We start from the raw sequence: 15,575 nt of genomic DNA on the forward strand, positions 1-15,575 counted from the left end.
GTCATCTCCGGCCGATTTTTCTCAGGCGGCTGCAACGGTGCTGATCACGTCGTTCGTCTCGTGCGCAGGGAGATTCATCGGCAGTGTCGAGCTACCCCATCTCCATCCGCGACGCTCCATGTGTTCCGGGAGCCCGGCTCATCCACCCGCCCCGTTGGCCGGGGTGGGCGGCGCGGCGGGAATCCGGCCCGACTCCGGGCCGGCATTGGCGTCGAAGGACGTGCCGGAGTAATCGGGGTCCAGCACGGAGATCGCGTACGTGGCTGGCGCGGCCACCACGGCCGCGACCCCGATGGCGAGCCCGGCGGTGACCAGGCGGGGCGAGGTGGTCTTGACCACGCGCACCAGGATCAGCGCGACGACAGCGGCCACGCCCAGCGCGAGCGCACCCCACTTCGCCCACGGCAGGAAATTCGGGTAGTGCGACCACAGCCACGCAGCCCAAACCACCTCGGCCGCCACCACGAGTGGTAACAGCCAAGCCTGCTTGCCGCCCTCCCGGTACGCCCGCCAGAACAGCACGATGCCCAGGGCGGAGAGTGCGGCGACCGCCGGCGTGAGCGAGGCCACGTACGCGGTGTGCGGGACATCGGCGACGCTGAAGACCAGACCGAAGGTCAGGAGCCACACTCCCCACATCACCATCCCGCCCCGCACCGGATCGGTGCGTTCGGCCCCGCGTCGCCGCCACAGTCCGTACAGCAGGGCCAGCAGCGCGAGCGGGTACAGCCAGCCGACCGCGACGGCGAGGTGGCCGTCGAACAGTTTGGCCCAGCCGTTCTGGACCGGCCTGCTCGTCGCCTTCGTCGGGTCCTCGTCGGGATTTCCCCGCTTGGTGGGGAGGATGTCACGCTGCCCGGCCACCTGCTGCGGGTCGATCGCGCCGCCGTTGTTGTCGAACTTCCTGGCGCCGGGCAGTTGGATGCCCAGGTGCCCGAGACCGTTGTAGCCGAACACCATGGAGAAGGCGCTGTTGTTCGTGCTGCCGTCGACGTCGGGCCGGGCACTGGCCGGGGTGAAGGTGTACAGCGCGATCCACGACAGTGACACCGCCAACGTCACCGCACCGGCGACCACCACGTGCTTCACCCGGCGACGCAACCCGGCCGGTGCGCTCAGCAGGTAACCGATCGCCAACGCAGGCAAGATCATCCACGCCTGCAGCATCTTCGCCTGGAAACCCAGCCCCACCCAGACCCCGGCCCATACCAGCGACCGCAACCGTCCCTCCAGCACCGCCCGCTGATAGGCGTCGACAGCCAGCACCAGGCACATCACCAGCGCGCCGTCCTCCATGCTGTGCCCGAACATCGACGCGGCAACCGGAGTCAACGCGAAGATCCCGGCCGCCAGCAGACCGGGCACCACACCGGCCCAGCGCCGCACCACCCGGTACATCACCAGCACCGAGATCACGCCCTCGATCACCTGCGGCAACGCCAGCGACCAGGCATGGAACCCGAAGATCTTCGCCGAGACCACCTGCGGTACGAACGAACCGGCCAGCTTGTCCAAAGTGGACGTCGCATCCGCGTCCACGGCCCCGAACAGGAATGCCTTCCAGCTCCCGGACATGCTCTTCACGGCGTCCGAATACAACGGCGCGAAGTCCACCGCCGGCAGATTCCACGCGTACAGCACCGCTGCCACCGCCGCGATGCCCAGCAACACCGGCCGGGCCCAGCGCGGCTGACCGTCAGGCGAACGCCACACCGCCCAGCGCGGGGACCTGTTTTCGGACACGACGTCCTGGGACAACGGAATACGGGCAAGTGTTTCGGACACTCGGATACCTCCAGGCGCGGGCAAGCCGGCCGAGTCATTTCAGTGCATTCCCCAGTGCGCGAATTCGCCCCCGCACGCGCGCTACGGCCGGAGCTCTCGCAGACTCCGACGTTATCCACGAATGATCGTCATCCATACCGCCGATCGGATTCGCAAGCTGCCGGACATGCGATACGCAGAGCCCCCATTTGGGCGGGGTGCGGGGCACGCCCGGATCCCGGTGGATGACGTGCAGCCAGTCGGTGTGCAGCATCAGGTGCCGCGTACAGTCGTCCGGCGACAGCGCGGCCCATCTCGCGAGGAAATCGAGGTAACGCGCGCGAATTCGTTCGGTATCGAAGGCCTTGCGGACCAGTTTCGCGGATTCCGTCGGCTTCGCGGGGCGCGCCGTGACGTCGCGGACTCCGGGTACGACCCACAAGCCGTTCTGGAGCGGGCCGATACTGACGCGGCACGAGCAGGTCCAGCACCTCGTTTCCGCGGGCAGCGCGGTCACACCCGGTTGGACGCTAGACACCGACTCCGCTACGGGCGGTGAAGTATTGCGGCGACCCTGCCCCCACGACGGCCTCAGAGGCCGCGTCAATACGTAAATACGTGCCCGATTCGCAGCCCTGTCAAAGCCTAGCGGCCCGGTCCAGTGGCGTGAGCCCGGCTCATCGGGACGACGCGTGCCCGGCGAAGCCAGGCCTCTTACGAGCGCCCATAGTCGCGCCAGAGTTGGCCTGTGTTGTCGGTGGCTTTCAGCAGTTCGTCGGCGCGTGGTGTGTCGGGCCAGATTTGGAACAGGTGTTGTTCGACCGGGTCGGCGGGTTCGCGGTTGTCGCCGGCGTCGCGGTTGCGTACTGAGTCACGGATGCGGAAGTTGTTGCCCGGGGCGGAGGGGAGGGGGAGGGGGATGTCGGTGTCGACGTCGACTGCGGCTCCGCAGACCGCGACATGGCGGGTGGGCCAGGTGACGGATACTTCGGCCACGTCGTCCCAGGGGGCGAGGTCGGGTTCGGGGCGGCTGTCCCAGATCTCGGTGGTGACGGTGATGTCGCCGAGGTGGAGGCCGCAGGTGACCGCGATGAAACCCGCTGACACTGCGAGGAGTCCCGTGGTGTCGGGAGTGGAGACGGCGCCGACGATGTAGAGAGGGCTGTCCTGGTCGTCGCGGTCTCCGAGGGAGAATCCGCTGTCCTCGATGAAGACGCTGCCCGTGGCGTGGTGGAGCATCGTGGCGGCCATCGGTCTCCATTCCGGTGTTGGGGACGGACGGGGCGTGAGACCGCGGTTCGGCCTCATGCCCCGCCTGCGGAAGCTTTAGCCTATGACGGGCTTTTTACGAACTCGCGTGTCTGCTCTGCGATATGTCCTTCTCGAGTACACGGTTGCCGCCGTACCAGGGGTGGCGGTAGCGGGTGCCCTCCAACCCGTGATGAGGTTGCGCTGTGCCCATTGGATATGCCAGGTGACCCCGGGGGGAGGGGCTCGCCACGGTGAGTGGCTGGGGCATGTGACGCAAGATCGCTGGGGGTGCTGTGCAGCGGACTGACCGCGGACGTGGGGCACGACGGAGCATTCCGTCAGCCAGAGGGCGCGGGACCGGCAGTCATGACTTTGGGTGGCTACAAGTATACGTTAGGTGCAACTTTGGCTTCGGTAGAGCCCGAAAGCTGGCGGACGGTAACCGATCATCATCTCAATGTGTGTCTCCGTGACTATAAGTACCCCCCTGATTCAGGCCTCCTGGGCGACGTATACTCTCTTCATATCAGCAAGTCCGAGTGGCGGAATGGCAGACGCGCTAGCTTGAGGTGCTAGTGTCCTTAACGGACGTGGGGGTTCAAGTCCCCCCTCGGACACCCGCATTATTCACACGCAAAGAGGTCGTCGCGTAGACGGCCTCTTTTTCGTTGTCGTACCGCAGGTCAAGCCTAAGATCCCGGTAGAGCCTTGCGAGCTTCCCCGGTTCGCTGTCGGCGAGCGCTGCCCCGATGTCGCCAAGCGAGTCGATCATCGCGTAGACCTCTGCATCGGTGATCCCCGCTGGCTCGCCCGCGGCCGCAAGCGCTCCCTGCGCTGCCGCTCGGTCCGCCTGAGCCTCGTTGATGCTCTCGACCAGCGCCGTCGGGTCAACGCCAGCGGCGATGGCGTCCTGGAAGCGCCTGAGCTTGGCCTCCGCCTCCTCCAACTGCTTACTGACGACTCCGTCGACCTCGGTTCGCGCCGCTGGCCGAGCGCCTAAGAGCTGGCTGACGGTCTGCTCAATGTTCTGCTGGTCAAACAGACCACCGATCCAGCCGTTCACCGCGTCCCGCAGCGGTTCTTCCCGGAGATAGATCGTGGGCGGATGCGTGAGCAAGGCCGGTGCACCTGGCGCCAATGTTCGGGCAGGGCATCGGTAGTACATGCCGTACTTGCGTGGGCTGCCTTCCATCTTCCGTTCGCAGGCGGCACACCGGATGAGACCGCGGAACAGGTACACATGCTTCACCGGGCGGCCCGCGCGTTCGGCCTTGCGAGCCGTCCGGAGGCCGCCAGCCGCTTTGGCTCGCCGGATCAACTGTGCCTGCGTGAAGTCCTCGACCGAGACGATCTTCGGGTGAGCGGGCTTACGTGACCGAACCACCCGGTCCGGCTTTGCTCGCCGGAACCGCACGACGTTGCCGGCAGCGACGTCATCGGGATCGAACAGCATCTCCTGCCGAGCCGACCGTCCAAAGACCGCATAGCCCGTATAGCGCGGGTTCTCCAGGATCGATCGCGTTGTGCTCCCCTGCCAGCCATCGGCGAGCCGATGCCGGTTCTGCTCCGGCCGCCGAGCCGAAGGGCAAGGGATCCCATCTCGATTGAGCCCGTTCGCTATCGCTCGATCGCCCATCCCATCGAGGTACTCAGCGAAGATGCGGCGCACGACTTCGACGGCTGGCTCATCGATCGCGAGCACCCGCAGACGGAACCCCTCCGCCGCCTTCCTAGGGTTCGGATGGGGGCCGCCATCAACGACCACGTACCCGTACGGTGCACGGCCTCCCTGGTGACGTCCCTCGTTGACGACCTGCGCGTCCATCGCCGCCCGGACGCGTGCCTGAACGTGCTGCCGCTCCGACTCACTCATGCCGCCGAGCACGCTCATCAGCATCTTGTGCGAAGGGTTCCGAGGGTCGAACCGCCCGCCCAGCTCCGGCACCCACAGCTCCACGCCGTAAGCAGCGAACCGCGGGGCGATCAGCGAGAACTGGTTGCCGAACCAGCATCGGGTGCCCTCGCCGACGACCAGGGCGTTCCACGTCCGGCGCGGATTCTTCAGCTCGGCGAGCAAGCGCGACGCTTCGGTCCTCCGCTCCCACGGCACTGACCGCGACTGGCCCACGTCGAAATACTCGGCCACGATCCGGCCGCCCAGCGGCTCGACGAACTTGCGCGCGTTCCCGATCTGCCAGCCTCGCGAGGTCTCCGGGTCCTGGTTGTCTTCAGTCGAGCAGCGACCGTAGACCGCCAGCGCGCCGATCCCGTCGTCCACGGGCTCGGCTACCTCCAGACCGAGGATCTCGTCCAATTTCGACCATGGGTCGCTGATTTCAGCGGTCATCGGTCGCCTCCCTCCTCGGTCCATCGAGGACCGGCACCTCAGTCAGGTCGATGAGAACCGCTAGCAAGGCGCGTGCTCCCGCAGGCGTCAGCTCAGGCAATCCCGCAGGTAGGATAACCTGACAAGGCTGGTTGTTCTGGTTCGCGCTCATCGCCGTGCCCCTGCGGCGACGTATCCCTCGCCATGACCGGCCTGCTCCACAGCGCGGCGGATATCAGCGGTCAGGTAGCCCCGGACCTGCCGAGTCTCACCGTCTTCGCTGGTCACACGGTCTCGCGTCGGCCGACATCCTGCTTCGGTCATCTGCTGCGAGAACGTCCTGCGTTCGATGCTGAGCGCCTCCACCAACTCGGCCGTGGGGACGAACTGCCGCCCCTCAGGCCCGAGGTCGACTCCCAGATACTCGACGAGCGCAGAGAGCGGTTCTGGTAACTCAGGCATCGATGGGCTCGTCGCAACCCCCGCGCCCAGAGCGTGTGCAACGGCAGCGTGATCGAGCGTTGGCATGCTGTCCTGACCGGCCGCATGCCCCGTCAGCGTTCCAGCCGCCTCCCGCAGAGCGCGCCCCTGCTGACAGATGGTCTGCCAGTCTTCGTTCGGCATGTAGTAGGTGCGGACCGTCATCGCCAATACGTCCGCCCCAGCCGCCGTGTCACCGTCCGGCCTGAGGATGCCCACGCCCTTGTGCGACGGCAGAAGGCGAGACGAGTCGAATCCGCGGGTGTTCATCTGCTCGCCGAGCACGATGTTGGAGTCACGCCAGTCCATCACCCGAAGGGCAAACCGTGATCCGAGCACTGCCCGGAGCCCGGATGGGATGGTCTTCGAGTCGGGGCGTTGAGTGGCGAGTACGAGCACGATCCCGGCCGCTGGCCCCTTCTTGGCCAGCCACGTCAACAACTCGCCGATGTACTCGCCTGCCGCAAGCCTCTTTCCTTGTACCTCAACAGGAGTGCGATCTTCGAGCGGCACCTGAACCTCGTCGATGAAGATCGCCGTTATCGGCATGTTCAACGCCTTGTCCCGTGACATCTCCGGCGTCACTTTCGATTCCGGGCACACCAAGTCGTCCAGATCCCGCATACGCCGGAACCTGCCCTGGACTTCGGCAACCAGTTCGGCCAGCCAATCAATGAGGGCATGGACGTGTTCAGGCTCGTCACCAGCCATGAAGCGGTGCGCAACTTGCCCGGCGGCGACCCAATCTTTCCCAGCCTTGAAGTCCGCTACGTAGAGCCGCACCCAAGCGTCCAGGACAAGTCCACTGGCAGCGAGCCGGGCAGCGAACGTCTTACCCTGCCTGGGAATAGCGCCAATCAGAAGCGATGTCCACACGAGCGGCAGATCGATCCGCCGATCACGTGCGTCACGTCCGAACGGGACAGGCCGCCAAGCATCCCACCGCGTAACGCCAAGCAGCGGCGTCTGAAGAGGCGGGCGAACGTACGGGTCCTCATCGGCAACCCACATCGAGATCCGGCCGGCATGCCCACCGTTTCCGCGCACGCGCTCCACGATGAGCTGAACTTCGTCGACTGCCAGGGCTGAAGCCAACGCATCCCGGTTCTTCACGACATCCGCGGCCTTCCGCGTCGCCGGCAGGTCTACGGTGACCGCCCAACCGTCACCCACGCGCGTTGCCCGTTCCACCAAGCGAAGTGTCTCGTCCTTCCCGATCAGCTTCGCGTCGCGGAACGCATCCACAAGAACTTGCGGATCCATCGTCCACGTCAGTGTGCGCGGACCGGCAAGTGCGGGCTTCCGTCCCGGACTGCCATCCTTGCGGCGTCCCAGAATCGCCAGCGCTAGTGATGCGGCAGCCCCGCCGATCCACAGTGGATCGTGTCCGTACAGGAGATCCACAACGGCGACCGCCAACGCCACTATGGCAACGACGGCCCCAGTGACCTTCCAGCGGAACAGCGTCAGTTCACGAATCTCCGTGAACTTGTCGGCAAGCTTCTCCGAGTCCTCGGCAGCCGTCCGATAGTCGTTTACCTTGACCCAGCCTCGCCACGCTCGCGTACCGGCTACGGCCCCACGGACTACCGCACCCGCGTACCGAAGCGGCGACTTGACTATCCAGACCACGGCGTCCTTCGCAGCCTGGACAGCTTGCGGCCTGCTCTTCATCCACAGTGGCACTCGCGGCGAGTGTTTCCACCAGCGCGCGAGCCGCCGACGAACGGTCCGAACACGCGGTTGGGGTAGCGAGTCGTCGATCAACTCGCCGTCCAAGATCGGCCCGACGTGCTCGACGTCGCCCGTGGCCATTCGGGCAAGTGAGACGCCGCTGTCAGCCTCTGAATTCGCTTCAGCTGCCATGGCGCACCCCCTCGTTCACCTCGGCCGAAAGCTCGGCAGCGAGCCGGGAGGACAACCCGCGCGAACAACCGGTGACCTCTCGCACCCAGGCGGGCGTCACTTTGACCTCGGGTTTCCAGGCCAGCCGCGCGTCGGCGAGGTAGTCGGCGAACAGCCGACGAGCGGGGCGTTCACGATCGGCCGTCGCCAGTTCATGAACGTCCGCGGGTTTCGCGGTGTTCACGAGAGCAATCTGCACGGCGTCCGTGAGCTTGTCGCGTAGGTCGGTGACGGCTTCGGCCGCGACGAATACGACCATCGGCGGCACGGAATGCAAGACCACTCCAGCCGGTGATCCGGCTGCCCACGAGGACCAGGTGTTCATGACGTACGTGGCCGCCAGCGTGAGCCACTTCGCCGCACGGACCCACCGCCCGGTGCGAACCTGATACCGGGCAGTGACCTGCTCCGCTCGAAGGATGGCGAGCAGCACCAGGCACACAGTCGGATCCAGCAGCCAGGCTGTCAGCCAGGGCAACGAGCCGAATTCTGATCCGGCGGCAGCGAACCACTGGACGTTGGCCGCGGTGAAAGCCAGTCCGAGGATGATTCCGGCCCAGCACAGCCGGTCGACCTGAGCACGAACTCGTTCGATCCGAAGGGCGACGACGTCCGGATGGGTCCGCCAGCGGCGGACATCGGCAGCCTCTGCGGCATCCGCGGCGAGTCGCTGAGCACGGCTCGTCGATGCCGTACGGGACGACATCTCCTGCGTCATGTCGATCATCGCCCACCGCCTCGACGTGAGGTATCGAGTGATGTGACGGTCAGAGCACGCGTCAGGACGTATGCCGCGATCAAGTCCGGCACTCCGAGTACCACGAGCAACAGAGTCGGGTTGCCAGGATGTGTGATCACGAGCCACTGCACGCCCACGAACGCCGCGCCCGTGAACAGCACTTTTCCGGCGAGCGAGACGACTCGTGCGCCCGCTCGTGCCGTTTCGGCAGCGCGGCGCGCTTTGCGTGCGCCGACACGCCACACCATGAACAGGGCGAACAGAACACCAAGTCCGGCGAGAACCTGTGTCGTTGAGAGGGTGAGCGTCATCGAGCCTCCCCTCCTCGGCGACGGTGCCAAACCGTGTGGAGGATGCGCCGGTCGGTATCCGGCATCGCACCCCACACGCCGAGAGCATCCGGCCCGGTAGTGCGGAGATCGAGTTCAAGGCACTCGTCGATCACTGGGCAGCCGGCGCACAGTCGCTTGGCCAGTTCCCTGTCAGGTGGATCGTCCCCGGTCAATTCCGGTATGTCCGCGCGCTCGAACGCCCAGAAGCACAGGCCGTCCCCTTCGACGACATCCTTCAAGACCGAGTCAGGAACAGGGGCGAACCGGTCTAGTTGGGCAGCGATCTCCGTGTAGTCGAGTTCGCTCATCGCGCACCCCCACCGAGGGCTCGCCGCAGTTCCGCGGCAGGGATGACGAGCTGCGAGCGGCGTCGCTCGGCCCGCAGCTCGCCGATCCGGATGGCGCGATGGATCGAGTTGAGGTCAACGCCGAGAATCCAGGCGGTGTCAGCCGGTGAGTAGAACGCTGGGCCGCCAGCGTCAGGCATTTTCTTCTGCATTGGAGTAGTCCCTAAAGTTAAGAAGCTGATTTGAGCCTTAAATGTGCGCTGATTTAGTCGCGCAAAGGCGCGAGAATGGTCCGAATGCGCGACGCGGTGTGGATCTCAGCGTCGTTGATTCCGTCAAGCGCTAATGTCGGCGCTGAGGCGGACCACGAAGGAAGAGGAATAGGTGTCGGAAGACTGGGCGGCGGTCGCGAAGACCATCAACGAGCGCGTACACGAGCTCGGGTGGAAGCAACGCGAACTGGCTGAGCGCTCGCAGGTCTCCCAGGCGATCGTCCGCGAAATCCAGAACCACACTGTGGAGCGCAAGCGAAGCGACCGGACGCTCGAAGCGCTTGCGGTCGCGCTCGGCTTGCACCCGCAGCATCTGCTCGCCGTCCTGCATGGCCGCATCCCGCCGTCCCTCGGCCAGCCTCGCGAAGACATGGAAGACGCCGTTTCGGCACGGCTCGCTGTCATCGAACAGCGGCTGTCGCAGATCACCGAGCACCTCGCCGATCTCACTGAGCTGCTCCGCCGCGATGGGACCTCCCGCGGCTAGCGCGAAATCCTGTTTGCGATCGGCCGACTCGGTCGACCGCCGGTGTTCCTTGTCGTTTCTCATGTCACTAAGAAACGGCATTTTGCCGGGCCGCGGGAGCTGGCAGCGGTTTACATGCCCCGTGTTATTTCCTGTTATCTCCGCAGTTCAAGGCCAGTGCCGGAGGCGCACGTCATGAACTCGACAAGCCCTTGAAGGCCGCTCGTAATGCGCTTGACTGGAGCCAGGAGAAACTCGCGCGAGCAATCAACGCGCGTGCAGCGGCACACGGATTGCCCGAACGCTCGGTCCCTAGCCGGAAGACGGATATTTCCCGGTGGGAGAACGGCCATGTGGTGCCCGAACCGCCGATGCGTGCCGTCCTGCGCGAGATCTATGGCCGAACCGACGACGATCTCGGGTTCCCGACGGGCGATTTCGCCGGCCCCTCCGGCGATGAACTGGCCGAACGGCTGGTCATCGCCCGCCGCGTGGACGAGCAGACCATCGAACTGTTCCGCGATGAGGTCATCAGCGTTCGCCATGCCGACCGTCGGTTCGGATCAGCCGCCAGGCTCGAACGGCTTCGCGGACAAATCACCGAGATCGAGGGCCTGCTCAGGCACACCATCCTGCGTCGCGACAGGGCTCCGCTGGCCGGCGTGCTCGTCGAGGCGTCCACGCTGGCGGGGTGGAACTCCCTTGACATCGGCTCGCTTGCGCAGGCATGGACGCACTACGAACGCGCGAAATACGCGGCAATGGAGTCCGGCTCGACCGGGTTGCTTGCTCACGCCACAGCTGAACAGGCATTCGTCCTTATCGACACAGGCAACGTCGATGACGCACTCGCCCTGTTCGAGGAGGCGCGTTCGATCGGCGAGCGCGCCCCGAAACTGCTGCGTGCCTGGCTCGCGGCCGCAGAGGGCGAAGGTCACGCGATCGCTGGTCACCGGGACGACGCTCTCCGAGCGTTCGACGAGGCCGACACGCTCCTACCGAACGAAGTCGTCCACCCGGAGCTTCCGTTCGTCTTCCTCGGCGGCAGCCATCTTGACCGATGGCGCGGCAACGCGTTGGTGCACCTCGGCGCCCCTGAAGCGATCGAACATCTTGAACGCGTGGTCGATGATGCCCGGTCGACGTCCTTCGTTCGCGCCGGCGCCGCCGTGTATGTGGATCTCGCCCTTGCCTACAGCGCATCGGGTGACCGGGAGGCCGCCCGAACCTACGCACAGCAGGCCCGGCGGATCATCTCCCAGGTCGGCTCCGTGCGGCTACGACGTCGGCTGGAACGACTGGTGTTGCCAGGCGACTCATACCCGGCGTGAGTTGAGGTAGTAGAGCAGGGACACCAACGTGCCTGATCCGAGCAGCTCCTGACGCTGGGCAAGCTCGTTAACCCGCGACAGCGGCACCCACTCCACCCTGCCGACTTCTTCCGTGTCGGTGGGCTCGCCAACGTGTTCGGCCTCGCGCCACAGGTACACGTCGACCGGCGCTGTGACCTGGCCCGGCAGCGGCTCGAAGCTCACCAGGTGTTCCGGCTCGCCGACCGGCTGCCAGCCGGACTCCTCGGCCGCTTCCCGAGCGGCCGTCCCAGCGGAGTCGTCGCCGTCGTCGACCATGCCGCCCAGCAGTTCATAGCCCCATTGCTCGGTAGCGAACCGGTAGCGCCACAGCATCAGCGCCTCGTCCTGGTCGTTCACGATCAACGCGATAGCTATCCGCGCGAGGTGCACGACGTGGTAGTCCCAGCGCTCGCCATTCGGCGCCTCGACGTCCGTCAGCCCGACCTTGACCCATCGGTTGTCGTAGACCAGGCGCTCGCCGAACGTCTTCCACGACCCATGCTCGTCAGCCACGCCGCGAGCCTACGGGCTGGCAGTTGCCCGCAGTACCACCTCCCGCTCAGTCTTCGCGCCCCGAAGCGATGAGCTGGGCGATTCGACGTTGCTGCCGCACAGACCCGATTTCGACAGCAAGGGCACGAGCACGAGCTGCGTGCGCTCGGCCTTCTTCGTACTCGCCCATCGCGACGAATGCCGTAGCGAGGTCCACTCGCAACGCTGCCTCCGCGCGCGTGAACGTCGGATCGAGACAACTGAGCGCAGTCGAAAGCACGCTTACCGCCTCCGGCTCGCCGATCCGGGCAAGCGCGTGCCCGCGCCACCTCGCGAGATGAACAGGATCAAGCACCACGTAGGGACCGTCCGCCGCGGACACGTCGGTCGGCAGAAGGGCTGCGGCACGATCGAAGGCCAGCAGACTTGCTGAACGCTGCCCGTCTGCCGCGAGAGCTTCACCGTGCGCGGCGGCGAGCCACGCGCGAAGGAGGCGGCCGGCTAGATGTCGGGCCTGACGCTCGGCAGCGCACAACAGGTCGACCGCTGATCCAGTCTCGCCGACGTCGATCAGTACAAAGGCCTGTTCAGCGAGACAGTGCACTTCAAATGCCTTGTCACCAGACTCGCGAGCAGCCGCCTTGGCTTGCTCGTAGAACTGCCAGGAGTCGTGAACGGAACCCATATCGAGCCTCTGCCAGCCGGCGAGCGTGCCGAACTCGGCGAGCAGCGCGGCAAGTCGGCCACGAGCGTCCGAAGTGAGGCTGTGGGACCGCAAGCGCGCGATTTGCCGGATTTTGGTAGCCACCTCTTCGTGGGCTGTTGAAGCACCCAGCTCCCGATCAAGGCGCCGGACCGAGGACAACTGGCTGTGAAACAGGGTCAACACGTCCGCGTTCACACGGCGAGCAGCGCTAAGTCGCTGCCGGAGTTCCGCGTCCGGGTCTTCGGTGGAACCGCGGACGGCGTCAGGTGCCGACAGCAGCTCGCCGATCCCAAGACCGAGCATCCGTTCGAGCAGGCGCGCGGTAGCCGGGCGCGGGCGTCCGACCGTTGATCCGTCCGGCTTACGTCCCGAGATCAAGCGCTGCAGATGCCGCACGCTGAGCGTGCCAGGCTCACCGAACCTGCGCGCAAACCGCTCGGCATCCTCGACGAACTCGGCGAGGGTCTGGTTTCGCTCCCGGAGCTTCATCTCCAGAACTGTCCGCGGCAGGTCGTTGATGCGGCCGCCAGCCGTCACCGCGCCCTCCCCAGCCTTCATGCTGCCCACAAGATGTCCTCGCTATGTCGTCCGCGTGACCTGTCGCCTAAATGAGCGCATAAGGCAGGCTGATTTCATACCTTACCGCCCGTTGTGGCTGGTCAACCTGTAGGTAGCGGAGGACTCATGCGCGACGTACTGCGGCCGGATGTGGCCGCCGGGACATACGTCACCTGGCACAGGAGCGAGGTTGACGGCCTCGATCACGCCGTAACCGACGAAGCGTTCGCGCGTGGCCGAGATGACGACCTCGGACGATACGAGGGACTCTGCGGTCACGTCGTGCTGCCCTTCTCGATGCTCGTTCCACCTGGGCGACCATGTGACCGCTGCAAGGCGTACCTGTCAGCTCGGTCGACGCTATCCACCGTCGAACGGCGTCTCCGCCCGCCTCAGCACCGCAAGCCGTCGCGTTTGCGCCGGCTCTTCCGACCTTCTCCTGGAGCCGATGCTCGCAGGCCGTGTGCGCGGCACTTGCTGAGCACCGCTCGAACCCGCGGGCTCCCGACCTCGAGCGCTGCTCTCTGCACTACCGAGCTACCACGCGGCAAGTCATGACATCGCCAACCGACGCCTCGATCCCCGTCTTCCAACGTGAGCTTGACCCACTTCTGCTCCTGCCGATCCGGCTGTTCGTCCTGTGTCTTCTCGCTGACGTCAGTTGGCACGAAGAGGGCGCTCTGGCGACGCGCCTTCGCGTCAGCTCACGAGTCCTCGCCCCTCATACCGACCGACTGCTCGCGGCCGGGTACGTCGCTCGACACGAAGGGCATCGAAGCCTGCTACGTCTCACCGAACTCGGCTTCGAGCGGCTCACCGGTCACGTGACCGCGTTCCAGCGAGTCGCTAGCCGAGCCGTAGACCTCGTCGCCGCGCAACGCGCTGGCCCAAATCCGCCGATGTGACACCTGAGTCGCCGTCTCTCCAAAGACATGCCCCCAATGGCGATACGTGGCGGGCGTGACGGTTTCAAAGCCAGCCGACCCAACCGTCACACGAGGCGTTCCCGAAGGTCATGAATGCCTTCATGCGTCACAACACCTGGGACAGCTGGTGTGTCACCAGACGGCTTTTCAATCCCCGTTTCCAGTACGACGTTCGCCACTACACCCCTGAGCAGGAACTGGTGAAATCGAAAAAGATGTCCCAGCTGTCTACCGCGAAACAGAGGGAGCTGGGTGCAGAACTGCGGCGGATCCGTACCCGCGCCGGCTACCTCGCAACCGACATGAGCCGAATGCTCGGCTGGCCCGCCTCCACCATCTCGCGGCTAGAGAGCGGCCTCCGCAACTACCAAGCCGGCGACATCGCCATCTACCTAGCCCGAGCGAGAGCAACCCCTGGCGAACTCGACGAGCTGGTAGCTCTAGACCGCCGTCCCGATGACGGCTACCAGGTCAGAGGCCACCCTGCTGGCTTCCCCGACGACCTTCCGCTCGTCAAAGTGCTCGACACTGGCAGCCAGTCCGTAACGGCCTACGCCCCAGTCGAAATCCCAAGGCAACTCCAAATCGAGCCCTACACACGCGAAACGCTCGCCAGGGTCGGGCACGAGAGCGGGGACGCTCTCGATACGACAGTTCACACTCGACTCGCTAGCCAACCCACCTCCCTGAGAATGCCGGGGCCCTTTACCTTCTACGTGCACCAAAACACGCTTGACCTGCCCAGCCAGGACCCCTCACTCGTACACGAGCAAGTGCTCCATCTTCTGCTCGTGTCCTCGCTACCGAACTTTCGCATTCACCTTGTTCCCTCCGAGTCCGCTGTCGTCGCTGACATCCGTACGGGGGCCACGATCTACGAACATGACCAGCACCGTCCTGTGCTCCACCTCCAGCAGCTCACCACAAGCCTCTTCTTGGAAAACGACCGTGACGTCTCGTTCTACACAGGGTTAGTAGCACGCATCGCCGACAAGGCGCTCACTCGTCAACAGACGCGGGAGTGGCTCACCGAACACCTGGCCAACATCGAACAGCGATGACGATCCAGCCTCAGCTTCCTACAAGGAAGTACTCGGCGAGAGTGAGGCGCTAGGTAGCAAGCTTGTGTTGCGGCACGGCGCCTCAAGCTTCGTTGCTGAGATCGTAGCCAAGCCTTGCTGCTGTTTGAAGATCCGCCTTCCAGGTTCCTGCTAGGACAACGAGGCCATGCGCAGCGAGTACGTCAGGTTTGCTTACACGTGCCCTTTCAAAGGATCTCCAAGGCCCGCGCCCACGATCGTAATCGTGGTCCGCGGGATCACCTGCTCTGGCAGATAGCCGAATAGTGCGATCACCCGCTTGCGCATGCCATCGGAGCCAAACACCACCCGAAGCTGTTCCATACTCAGCAGGCGCACTGGCTCAGGCGGCAGCGGCGTCCATGGCGCAACCTCAAGCGCGTAGTCGCAGTTGTCCTTCTTCCCGGTGAGCCACGCTCGATGGGTGCGCATCAGCAGGGCCTGGAAGCGGTGCTGCTTGGCGTCGATCTGGATCATGAGGGTGATCTCGCACCGGCCTTCGCGCGGGATCATCCAGGTGTTCCTGACCGTGCCCTTGATCTCGACGGGGATGTCCAGAATCGTTGTATCGAGGGGCGGCTCCTTCCGCAGCTCGAGGCACTGAATCACGTGGTACTGGATTGGTGCCCACGGATGAACG

At 65.2% G+C, this 15,575-nt stretch carries 16 protein-coding genes and 1 tRNA gene; 4 read left to right on the top strand and 13 right to left on the bottom strand.

Translation table 11 applies throughout. The annotated features are described in order from the left end of the window. Positions 1 to 138: 138 nt before the first annotated feature. From B0293_RS04540 to B0293_RS04550, 3 genes are all read right to left on the bottom strand, one after another. The gene (locus tag B0293_RS04540) at positions 139 to 1,743 is read right to left on the bottom strand and encodes an ArnT family glycosyltransferase (protein WP_245192119.1); all 1,605 of its coding nucleotides are present in this window, start codon (positions 1,741 to 1,743) and stop codon (positions 139 to 141) included. Positions 1,744 to 1,819: 76 nt separating this feature from the next. Further along, entirely contained in the window at positions 1,820 to 2,281 is a 462-nt protein-coding gene (locus tag B0293_RS44180; protein ID WP_245192115.1) for a hypothetical protein, read from the bottom strand. Between the two features lie 197 nt (positions 2,282 to 2,478). Further along, positions 2,479 to 3,015 (bottom strand): hypothetical protein, encoded by a 537-nt coding sequence (locus tag B0293_RS04550; RefSeq protein ID WP_005166206.1) that lies wholly within the window; start codon positions 3,013 to 3,015, stop codon positions 2,479 to 2,481. Positions 3,016 to 3,548: 533 nt separating this feature from the next. Here B0293_RS04550 and B0293_RS04555 point away from each other — a divergent pair. Beyond that, positions 3,549 to 3,632 (top strand) — tRNA-Leu (locus B0293_RS04555). Here the strand turns inward: B0293_RS04555 and B0293_RS04560 are convergent. From B0293_RS04560 to B0293_RS04585, 6 genes are all read right to left on the bottom strand, one after another. Continuing rightward, a complete protein-coding gene (locus tag B0293_RS04560; RefSeq protein WP_077241233.1) occupies positions 3,614 to 5,362 on the bottom strand; it encodes a recombinase family protein in 1,749 nt (582 codons plus the stop codon). The genes B0293_RS04555 and B0293_RS04560 overlap by 19 nt on opposite strands. A gap of 147 nt (positions 5,363 to 5,509) precedes the next feature. After that, positions 5,510 to 7,636: an FtsK/SpoIIIE domain-containing protein gene (locus tag B0293_RS04565; protein WP_063936669.1), complete on the bottom strand. Its 2,127-nt coding sequence runs from the start codon at positions 7,634 to 7,636 to the stop codon at positions 5,510 to 5,512. A 40-nt stretch (positions 7,637 to 7,676) separates the two neighbouring features. Continuing rightward, complete coding sequence (locus tag B0293_RS04570; RefSeq protein ID WP_005166204.1) at positions 7,677 to 8,453, bottom strand: hypothetical protein; 777 nt, start codon at positions 8,451 to 8,453, stop codon at positions 7,677 to 7,679. Beyond that, on the bottom strand, positions 8,450 to 8,776 hold the full coding sequence (locus B0293_RS04575; protein ID WP_077241234.1) for a hypothetical protein: 327 nt from the start codon (positions 8,774 to 8,776) through the stop codon (positions 8,450 to 8,452). Before B0293_RS04575 ends, B0293_RS04570 begins: the two co-directional genes overlap by 4 nt. Beyond that, the gene (locus B0293_RS04580) at positions 8,773 to 9,105 is read right to left on the bottom strand and encodes a WhiB family transcriptional regulator (protein ID WP_039919550.1); all 333 of its coding nucleotides are present in this window, start codon (positions 9,103 to 9,105) and stop codon (positions 8,773 to 8,775) included. Before B0293_RS04580 ends, B0293_RS04575 begins: the two co-directional genes overlap by 4 nt. Then, on the bottom strand, positions 9,102 to 9,284 hold the full coding sequence (locus B0293_RS04585) for a helix-turn-helix domain-containing protein (protein WP_245192114.1): 183 nt from the start codon (positions 9,282 to 9,284) through the stop codon (positions 9,102 to 9,104). The genes B0293_RS04580 and B0293_RS04585 overlap by 4 nt, the downstream gene beginning before the upstream one ends. A gap of 184 nt (positions 9,285 to 9,468) precedes the next feature. Between B0293_RS04585 and B0293_RS04590 the strand changes: the two genes are divergently transcribed. Together B0293_RS04590 and B0293_RS04595 are read left to right on the top strand one after the other, a co-directional pair. Continuing rightward, positions 9,469 to 9,843, top strand: a complete 375-nt coding sequence (locus B0293_RS04590; RefSeq protein ID WP_005166201.1) for a helix-turn-helix domain-containing protein — start codon at positions 9,469 to 9,471, stop codon at positions 9,841 to 9,843. Between the two features lie 332 nt (positions 9,844 to 10,175). After that, the gene (locus tag B0293_RS04595) at positions 10,176 to 11,153 is read left to right on the top strand and encodes a tetratricopeptide repeat protein (protein ID WP_005166199.1); all 978 of its coding nucleotides are present in this window, start codon (positions 10,176 to 10,178) and stop codon (positions 11,151 to 11,153) included. Here B0293_RS04595 and B0293_RS04600 read toward each other — a convergent pair. From B0293_RS04600 to B0293_RS44645, 3 genes are all read right to left on the bottom strand, one after another. Next, positions 11,139 to 11,687: an NUDIX hydrolase gene (locus B0293_RS04600; protein WP_005166197.1), complete on the bottom strand. Its 549-nt coding sequence runs from the start codon at positions 11,685 to 11,687 to the stop codon at positions 11,139 to 11,141. The genes B0293_RS04595 and B0293_RS04600 overlap by 15 nt on opposite strands. 46 nt (positions 11,688 to 11,733) lie before the next feature. After that, a complete protein-coding gene (locus B0293_RS04605) occupies positions 11,734 to 12,930 on the bottom strand; it encodes a hypothetical protein (protein WP_052014599.1) in 1,197 nt (398 codons plus the stop codon). A gap of 782 nt (positions 12,931 to 13,712) precedes the next feature. Further along, the gene (locus B0293_RS44645; protein WP_005166194.1) at positions 13,713 to 13,838 is read right to left on the bottom strand and encodes a hypothetical protein; all 126 of its coding nucleotides are present in this window, start codon (positions 13,836 to 13,838) and stop codon (positions 13,713 to 13,715) included. Between the two features lie 119 nt (positions 13,839 to 13,957). Here B0293_RS44645 and B0293_RS04620 point away from each other — a divergent pair, with 119 nt between their 5' ends. Next, entirely contained in the window at positions 13,958 to 14,917 is a 960-nt protein-coding gene (locus tag B0293_RS04620) for a helix-turn-helix domain-containing protein (RefSeq protein ID WP_157376440.1), read from the top strand. A 192-nt stretch (positions 14,918 to 15,109) separates the two neighbouring features. Here B0293_RS04620 and B0293_RS04625 read toward each other — a convergent pair whose 3' ends face one another. After that, complete coding sequence (locus B0293_RS04625) at positions 15,110 to 15,544, bottom strand: NaeI family type II restriction endonuclease (protein WP_039919543.1); 435 nt, start codon at positions 15,542 to 15,544, stop codon at positions 15,110 to 15,112. Positions 15,545 to 15,575: the final 31 nt, after the last annotated feature.

This window comes from Amycolatopsis azurea DSM 43854 (assembly GCF_001995215.1).
In the GTDB taxonomy this organism is placed as follows: domain Bacteria; phylum Actinomycetota; class Actinomycetes; order Mycobacteriales; family Pseudonocardiaceae; genus Amycolatopsis; species Amycolatopsis azurea.

Excerpts from the sequence above, each read along its gene's own strand:
- B0293_RS04550 (WP_005166206.1), bottom strand. The coding sequence starts at position 3,015 with ATGGCCGCCACGATGCTCCACCACGCCACGGGCAGCGTCTTCATCGAG.
- B0293_RS04560 (WP_077241233.1), bottom strand. The coding sequence starts at position 5,362 with ATGACCGCTGAAATCAGCGACCCATGGTCGAAATTGGACGAGATCCTC.
- B0293_RS04565 (WP_063936669.1), bottom strand. The coding sequence starts at position 7,636 with ATGGCCACGGGCGACGTCGAGCACGTCGGGCCGATCTTGGACGGCGAG.
- B0293_RS04570 (WP_005166204.1), bottom strand. The coding sequence starts at position 8,453 with ATGATCGACATGACGCAGGAGATGTCGTCCCGTACGGCATCGACGAGC.
- B0293_RS04575 (WP_077241234.1), bottom strand. The coding sequence starts at position 8,776 with ATGACGCTCACCCTCTCAACGACACAGGTTCTCGCCGGACTTGGTGTT.
- B0293_RS04580 (WP_039919550.1), bottom strand. The coding sequence starts at position 9,105 with ATGAGCGAACTCGACTACACGGAGATCGCTGCCCAACTAGACCGGTTC.
- B0293_RS04585 (WP_245192114.1), bottom strand. The coding sequence starts at position 9,284 with ATGCCTGACGCTGGCGGCCCAGCGTTCTACTCACCGGCTGACACCGCC.
- B0293_RS04605 (WP_052014599.1), bottom strand. The coding sequence starts at position 12,930 with ATGAAGGCTGGGGAGGGCGCGGTGACGGCTGGCGGCCGCATCAACGAC.
- B0293_RS04620 (WP_157376440.1), top strand. The coding sequence starts at position 13,958 with ATGCGTCACAACACCTGGGACAGCTGGTGTGTCACCAGACGGCTTTTC.